8 protein-coding genes are annotated in these 7,717 nt (G+C 25.4%); 5 read left to right on the top strand and 3 right to left on the bottom strand.

The genetic code is table 11. The features are described from left to right. The 3 genes from KKE07_01850 to KKE07_01840 form a co-directional block, all read left to right on the top strand. A partial coding sequence (locus KKE07_01850; protein ID MBU4269602.1) for a glycosyltransferase family 2 protein occupies nt 1–602 on the top strand: 602 nt, incomplete at its 5' end. Continuing rightward, on the top strand, nt 592–2,241 hold the full coding sequence (locus KKE07_01845) for a hypothetical protein (protein MBU4269601.1): 1,650 nt from the start codon (nt 592–594) through the stop codon (nt 2,239–2,241). The genes KKE07_01850 and KKE07_01845, both read left to right, overlap by 11 nt. Further along, nucleotides 2,238–3,971 carry a hypothetical protein gene (locus KKE07_01840; protein ID MBU4269600.1) on the top strand — a complete coding sequence of 578 codons (1,734 nt, stop codon included), beginning with the start codon at nt 2,238–2,240 and terminating at the stop codon, nt 3,969–3,971. Before KKE07_01845 ends, KKE07_01840 begins: the two co-directional genes overlap by 4 nt. Nucleotides 3,972–4,017: 46 nt before the next feature. On the opposite strand, the gene KKE07_01835 is transcribed toward KKE07_01840, so the two are convergent. Next, on the bottom strand, nt 4,018–4,638 hold the full coding sequence (locus tag KKE07_01835) for a hypothetical protein (protein MBU4269599.1): 621 nt from the start codon (nt 4,636–4,638) through the stop codon (nt 4,018–4,020). Between the two features lie 174 nt (nt 4,639–4,812). On the opposite strand from KKE07_01835, the gene KKE07_01830 reads away from it, so the two are divergent. Both KKE07_01830 and KKE07_01825 read left to right on the top strand, forming a co-directional pair. After that, a complete protein-coding gene (locus KKE07_01830; GenBank protein MBU4269598.1) occupies nt 4,813–5,316 on the top strand; it encodes a hypothetical protein in 504 nt (167 codons plus the stop codon). A 283-nt stretch (nt 5,317–5,599) separates the two neighbouring features. Then, a complete protein-coding gene (locus KKE07_01825; protein MBU4269597.1) occupies nt 5,600–6,508 on the top strand; it encodes an FkbM family methyltransferase in 909 nt (302 codons plus the stop codon). Here the strand turns inward: KKE07_01825 and KKE07_01820 are convergent. Together KKE07_01820 and KKE07_01815 are read right to left on the bottom strand one after the other, a co-directional pair. Next, nucleotides 6,488–7,453, bottom strand: a complete 966-nt coding sequence (locus KKE07_01820; protein MBU4269596.1) for a GDP-mannose 4,6-dehydratase — start codon at nt 7,451–7,453, stop codon at nt 6,488–6,490. The two genes, KKE07_01825 and KKE07_01820, sit on opposite strands and share 21 nt — an antisense overlap. Next, nucleotides 7,450–7,717: glycosyltransferase (locus KKE07_01815; GenBank protein MBU4269595.1), on the bottom strand; the 268-nt coding region annotated here is incomplete at its 5' end. The genes KKE07_01815 and KKE07_01820, both read right to left, overlap by 4 nt.

Below are 7,717 nucleotides of genomic sequence, written 5' to 3'. Positions count from 1 at the left end.
TAATTAACGACGGCAGTACCCAAAGCTTTAATGATATATTTGAAAAGATAAAAAATTTAAATATAAATTTAATTATTCATGAAAAAAATATGGGCAAAGGTCAAGCTCTTAAGTCCGGTATAAAATTTTGTTTAAACAATTTTCAAAATTTATCGGGAATAATAACTGCAGATGCAGATGGGCAACATAGCGTAAACGATATAACAAAACTCGCAAATCAAACAAATTTAAATAAATTAATTTTAGGTAAAAGATATTTTAGAACAAAATCAGTCCCATTAAGAAGTATGCTTGGTAATTTTTTAAGCAGATTTGCAATTTCTTTTGTATCAAAACAAAAAATTTATGACACTCAAACAGGATTACGCTTTATACCCACAGAAAAATTGGAAAGTTTTGTCAATATTCCGGGTGACAGATATGAATATGAAACTAATATGCTTTTATATGCAAAAAAATTTAATCTGAAAATTAGTGAAATACCAATTGAAACAATATATATAGAAAATAATAAAAATTCACACTTCAAACCAATAAAAGATGCTTATTTTATCTATAAATCTATCTTTAATTTTTATTTGAATAATAATCATGAAAAATAACAAAATATTTGTTTCTACAATACTTTTTTTAATAATAATTTCAATCTTGGGAATACCTTTTTATAATTGGGGATTTAAAACTGACGACTGGGGAAATCTTTATTACTGCAATATAAAATCTTATAAATGTATTTTAAATTATTTTACCCAGGGTAATATAGAAAATTTATACAACCCTTCAAATGTTGATAGCGCCATAAAAATACAAAGTTTTTTACAGGGGCTATTTAGGCCAATGTCGTTTATCTATTATTTGCCCCAATATTGTTTATTTTCAACAAATGCTTACGGTTATTATTTGGTCACAATAGCGTTTCATGCGTTAAATAGTGTAATTTTATTTAATATTTTTACATATTTTGCACCCATAATTTTTGCATTTTTGGCATCACTTTTTTTTGCATTTCATCCAAGCTTGTGGAATTGGCTTGGCTGGACAAGTGCCCAAACCTACCAAATAGAACTTTTTGTATTCTTAATATCAATATTATTTTTAAAAAAATATTTAGATTCGGAAAAACTCAAATTTTATTTAATTTCATGCACACTTTTTGCAAGTAATTTATTTTTAAAAGAACAAACAATCGTGTTTCCATTTTGGGTTATATTTGCAATATATTTTTATGAAAAAGTACAAAATATTAAAAATATAAGATTTGCGCTAAAAATCTCTATTGGCTACTGGTTAGTTGCTATTTTTTATTTAATCACTCGAGCAAGCATGTTTCCAATAAATTCTAATGCCGGAACATTTAACTGCGAACTAAATCTTTCTTCTTTTTTTAATAGAATGGGGCTACGCATTTTTGATTTTGTAACTTATATTTCAGATATGTTTATGCTTACCTGGCTTCCCAAAAATCACCAAATAATAAATGGTTTAATTATAATTTCACTTGCAGTAATATTGTTATTTTTGTTTATGCATAATCGTAAAAAACTTAATATTATTTTTTTATTATTTAGTGTCTTAATTTTTAGCTGGCCGGCAATTTTAATACAGTATCAACCGCGTTATATTTACATATCCATCCCATTTTTTATTATGGGAATAATCTTTTTATTCTCTTATTCAAACTTAAATTTTAATTTTTTTAAAAATAAAAATTTATACAGCATATTATCAGTAAGTTTAATAATAATATTTGCGCTTTTTTTGCACAACAAACTAAAGCTTCGAGAAAAAGTCTTAAATCACATATCAACAAGTTTTAAAGAACTTATTAATAATAAAATTATTCAAAATCAAATTAAAAACAAAAAACCATTATGTTTTATTGCACTTCCTCCTTATTGGTTCGATATGGGAACAGCGCAGGCAGTTTGGTTTTTAAAAAAAGATAACAGTTTACCTGTTTATCATTTTGGTACAAAAATGGTTGAAAAAAATCGATTTTCTTACAGAGAAATTCCACAATTTGATAAAAATTATTTAAAAGTAACCATTACAAATTCAGGAGCCGATCTCGAATCCCTAAACACTGATTTACTTTGTTTTTACGAAAACAATATAAAAACAAGTAAAACAAAAATAAATATCCCACAAAAATATTTACTACAAAATCCAATATTTATTACTTGGGATTATGAAAAAGCAAAATTTAAAATTTTAAATATTACAGCGAAAGATCTTTTGTGATTAAAAAATTTTTTAAAAATAAAAAAATTTTGATTATTTCTATTTTGCTATTTTGTTTTGTTGTTATTTTACTCGGATTACCTTACAAAAATTGGTGGTTTTTTGGTGCCGATGATTTTCATGCATTATTCGAAGGTTATAAATTAAAAACATTTAAAGATCTGTTTTATTGCTTTTTGGACGGCAATATAGCCAAAGGCGCCGGACCCTCAAATTATATTCAACCAACAGGACCTAGTTCATTTTTTACAACATTTTATCGCCCATTATATTTAATTTACTTTGGCATTCAATACTGGTTGTTTGGGTCATATGCTTATCCATATTTTTTATTAAACATATTTTTTCACGCAATAAATGCAGTAATTTTATTCAATATTTTTACTTATTTTATAAAAATATTCCCTGCGATTTTATTATCACTATTTTTTGCATTTCATCCGCAAATAGCCTATAGATTTGGTGCCATTGTAAATTTACACTACTACATCAATCTTACGCTTATGCTTTTAAGCATTTTGTTATTTAAAAAATATTTAGATACAAAAAAAATTAAATATAATATTTTTGCCGGTTTTTTATTCCTACTTTCGCTTTTTACACGAGAGACATCTGTAGTTTTACCCATAATAATTTTTTTTGGCACATATCTTTACATAAATAAATTAAAACCCATTAATTTAAAAACTTTTTTTTCACAGTTTTTCATAAACTTAAAATTAACTCTTAACTACTGGTTATGCGTAATTTTTTTTCTATCTTTAAGATTATATCTTTACCCATTGGATCTAAAAAATTTAAACACACATAATATTTCAATATTTGCAAAATTTAGAAATTTATTTTTAGAAAAAATACCAGAATTTAAAGTTTTTATTTACGATTTATTTGGATTATCCTGGCTTGCCTGGGGAAAACCAATATTACGCGGCTCAATAATAATATTTTTATTTTTAATTATTTTTACATTCTTTATCAAAAATTATAGAAAAATTTATGTGTTATATTTTTTTCTATCTGGACTTCTACTACTCTGGCCAAGTCTTTTGGGCCATTATAATCCAAGATATATTTATGAAAGTTATCCATTTTTATTTCTTAGTTTTATATTTTTATTCAAATACAACAATATCAATCTAAAGAAGTTCAAAAAATTTATTTTTACTTTTACATTTATTTTCATTCTATTTTTAATAATATTTACAGTAAAAAGTTTTTCAAAAAGAGAAGCAAAATACAATATCATGAGAATTGCAACTGAAAAGCTGATACAAAATCCTAAAATTCAAAATAGAGCACTCTGCTTTTTTGGATATCCAACCGATATGTTTGGCCAACAAAATGCAGATATTTTTTGGATCTTACTTAACAATCCCAAACTACAAATCTACTTTGACCCGACAACAGCCATTACACAATCAGATTCCAATTTAGTCCAAGATGCCGGTTGGGGAAATATCATAAGCAATTTTTATGATAAAAATTATGTAACAATTACACAGATAAAAAATGGCTTTAATTTTAAAACAAACAATCCACATAAAGTAAATTTTGATTTAAACGATTGCAGCTATTCTCTAGGTAAAAAAATTATAAATAAAATTGAAAAGATTAATGGTATAAATGCAATAACAGATTTTACTTTAAAAATCGATAAAAAATATTTAGATCAAAAGCCACTTTTTATTAAATGGAACTATGAAACCAAATATTTTGAAATTCTCAAATAATTATTACTACCAACTTTTTCCATTATCATCTTGAACTTGTTTAGACCTAAGACTTTAATAAATCATTCAAATATTTTTCGTAAAATTCTAAAATTCTTAAAATATTTGCTACACCTCCCATACCATCTTTTGACTTTATTTGATTATACTCAAAAAAGGTTCCATTTACATTGGCAGCATCCAAACTTACACCAATTTTTCGTATTTCAAAGAATCTTCTCATGTTCTTTTTATCATCATCAATTCTCCACTTGGGGCGAACAATATTTGAATTAATTTGTAAATCAGTGCGAAGGTGCGATACAGCATTTCTTACAAGTATAATAATATTTTGCACAGCATAAATATCTGGATTATCAATCTCTTTGATCAAAAGCGATGGATCTACACATTCTCTAACCAAAAGCATTGAATAGTTAACTATGCAACTAAAAACATTACTAGAATATTCCTTTAATGCTCCACAATTCTTTTCATAATCATTTGAAATTACTATAGCTTTTTCTTTTATATCCTTAACATCCAATATTTTACAAAAATTTTGTGGACCAATTCTATTTGAATCGATCGCTTCTTTTAATAACAAAGCATAACCAATATTTCTTTTAACTGTTTTAATTGAATTTAATGCTATAATACACCCTTTTTTATCAAATTTTTTTTGCATTTCAAACTCCTAATTTCAATAAAAGTATAATTATTTTTCACATATTTCAATAATCAATCGTAGTTTTGATAAATTATTTTTGTGAGAACTTTAACTGCACACGTATTTAAGATATCATATAAACACAAATATGTGTCCTATGAAAGCTTTTATGGATTTTATAAAAAAATTATAATGAATAAAATTAAAGTATATTTAGATTCTGGCGCTACAGATAAAAAATTTATAAAAAAATATTGTTACATATGTGATTTTTACCAATATCCATGTGATTCAGCACACAGAACCAAAAGTAGTAGCATAAATCTCGCTTATCCATCAGAAGTTCAATGGCGTGATGCTAATATAAGTTGGGCCGAAGATAGTTATACTTGGGGTGATTGCAAAGGAAGCATACTTTTATCAGAAATTAAAAATATTATAGGTAAAAATAATCGAAGAGATGCTCTTCATCTTGATTCGGCTTATAAAACGAATTGTTCCATTTTTTTAACCTCTGATAAGAAAGATATATATTCAAACAAAAAAATTTTAGAACCCCTACTAAAAATAAAAATTTTTCACATTAATCAAGATATAAATGAGTTTGAACTACACCTTAAAGCAACTTTAGATGGCCCCTTAATTTATCACAAATTCAACAAACAAATACTAGATACTGAAACAAGTTCAAGATGACAAAAAATTTGTACCAATATATGTTACAAGAAAACTAACACCTTTATGTCACATCTTACAATGGATAGATAATTTAAAGATGTTTATAAATATCTTTAGAACTCCAACATCTTATAATACGCTCAAATTCATCAACAACTTTAAATATTTTTTCCACATAATTTTTGGTTGAACAAATATTGGCAATTTCAAGTCTATTTTCAATCAATTTATTTTTTGATATTTATTTATTAATATATTCTATATTTAATCTAATAATTCAAAAGAGAAGAAAGATATTCTTATGCTAAATAAAATTAAAAAATTCATTATAAAAAAAATTATCACACAAAATAATATTTTTATAAAACATCAAATAGGCCCATATTCAATTAAATTGCCAAGTAAGCATGCTCTTAAAAATTATCAAGAAACATTCAAAAGATATGATATAGCATTAGGTGAAATTGCAAAAATAATTAACAATAAATATCCGAATTTAACAGCTATAGATATTGGCGCAAATATTGGAGATTCTGCAGCCCTTTTATCAAAATACAATAATATTCCGACATTATGCATTGAAGGCAATGATATTTTTTTACCCATATTAAAAGAAAATACAAAAATTATTGGAACCCATATAAAAATTGAAGAATGTTTTGTAGGTCCCGAAAATATTTTTATAGATAAAGAAAAAATAAAGACGGATAAAGGTACAGCAACTATTGTAAATTCAATTCATAAAACAAATAGTTCTATCTTGGGAAAAAATATTATACAAAACAAATCTTTATTAACAATTCTTAATTCACATAAAAAATTTCTAAATTTTAAATTACTTAAAATAGATACTGATGGATATGATTTTTGCATTATCAACGATTCATTAAATATAATTAAAAAGCTAAAACCTATTATATTTTTTGAATATGATCCAAGTATACCCCAAAATGGTGACCAAGAAAGTATAGATACGATAAATAATTTAATATCTACTGGATACAAACAGTTTATTATCTACGATAATTTTGGAAATTTCTTAATGTCTACAAATAATCCAGAAACATTTATAGATTTAAATACGTATTTAAAATCTAATAAAAAATATAAACAAATTGTTTACTATTTTGATATATGTGCTTTTCATGAAGAGGATATTGATTTATTCAAAAAAATAAAAAATATTGAATCAAATATTGCAATTCTCTAGCTCTTCTTTAATCAAAATATCCAAAACATTATAAAAACTTAAATTATATTGCCACCCTAAAACCGTTTTTGCTTTGGAAGAATCTCCATAACAATCAGCAACTTCTACAGGCCTTATAAGATTTTTATCTATTTTTATTTTACTTTTATCTATTTTTAAATAATCAAAAACATAAAAAACTATATCTTTTAACGAAATAGATTTTCCGGATGCAATTACATAATCATCCGGGATATTTTGTTGCAACATAAGCCACATAGCTTTCACGTATTCAGGTGCAAAACCAAAATCGCGCTTAGTTTCTAAATTTCCAACAAACAAAAAATCTCGCTTACCCTTTTTTATCTCTATTGCTTCACGAATAACCTTTTTTACAAAGAAATTTTGTCCCCGAAGATACGATTCATGATTAAACATGATTCCGCAGCAAATAAACAACTTGTACAAATCTCTATAAAGCACACAAATTTCATGCGCAGACGACTTTGAAATAGCATATGGATTATTTTTATGAGAAAATTTACTTTTTTCGTTTATTGGCAAATTTTCAGGATTTCCATACATCTCACTACTCGATGGCTGAAACAATTTTATAGTTTCTTTTGATAATCTTATTGATTCCAATAAGTTCAATGTAGATATTATATTAAAATTAATAGTATCGTATGGTTGATCGATAGAAAGGCCAACGGAACTTTGAGCTGCAAAATTATAAATTTCATCCGGATTTATATTATTTATACTGGCTAAAACTTCGTTTAAATTACCTAAATTTATTTCTAGAAAATTAATTTTATTTTTAATTTTTAAATATTCCAAATTAAAATAACTATCTTGATTTCTTACTATTCCAAAAACTTTGTAATTTTTTTCAAGTAATAACTTGCTAAGATACGCCCCATCTTGTCCGGTAATACCTGTTATAAGAGCTACTTTTTGTTTCATAAAATACTTTTATAAATTTCTTTAGTTTTACTTGCAGTTTTTTGCCATGAAAAATCATGTGCCCGTTTTAGTCCAATCGATATTTTTTCAAGTTTTAAGTTTTTGTCTATAAAAATCTTTTCAATTGATTCAACTATAGATTCAACATTTTCAGGCTCAAAATAAACTCCAGCATCTAAAGCAATTTCAGGAAAAGAACTTCTATTACTAAGCACAACTGGACAACCGCAAGAAAAGGCTTCTAATATTGGAATACCAAATCCT

Source organism: Candidatus Dependentiae bacterium (assembly GCA_018897535.1).
GTDB lineage: Bacteria > Babelota > Babeliae > Babelales > UASB340 > UASB340.
The sequence above is the reverse complement of the archived record's forward strand: the minus strand, read 5'-3'. Positions and strand labels throughout refer to the sequence as shown.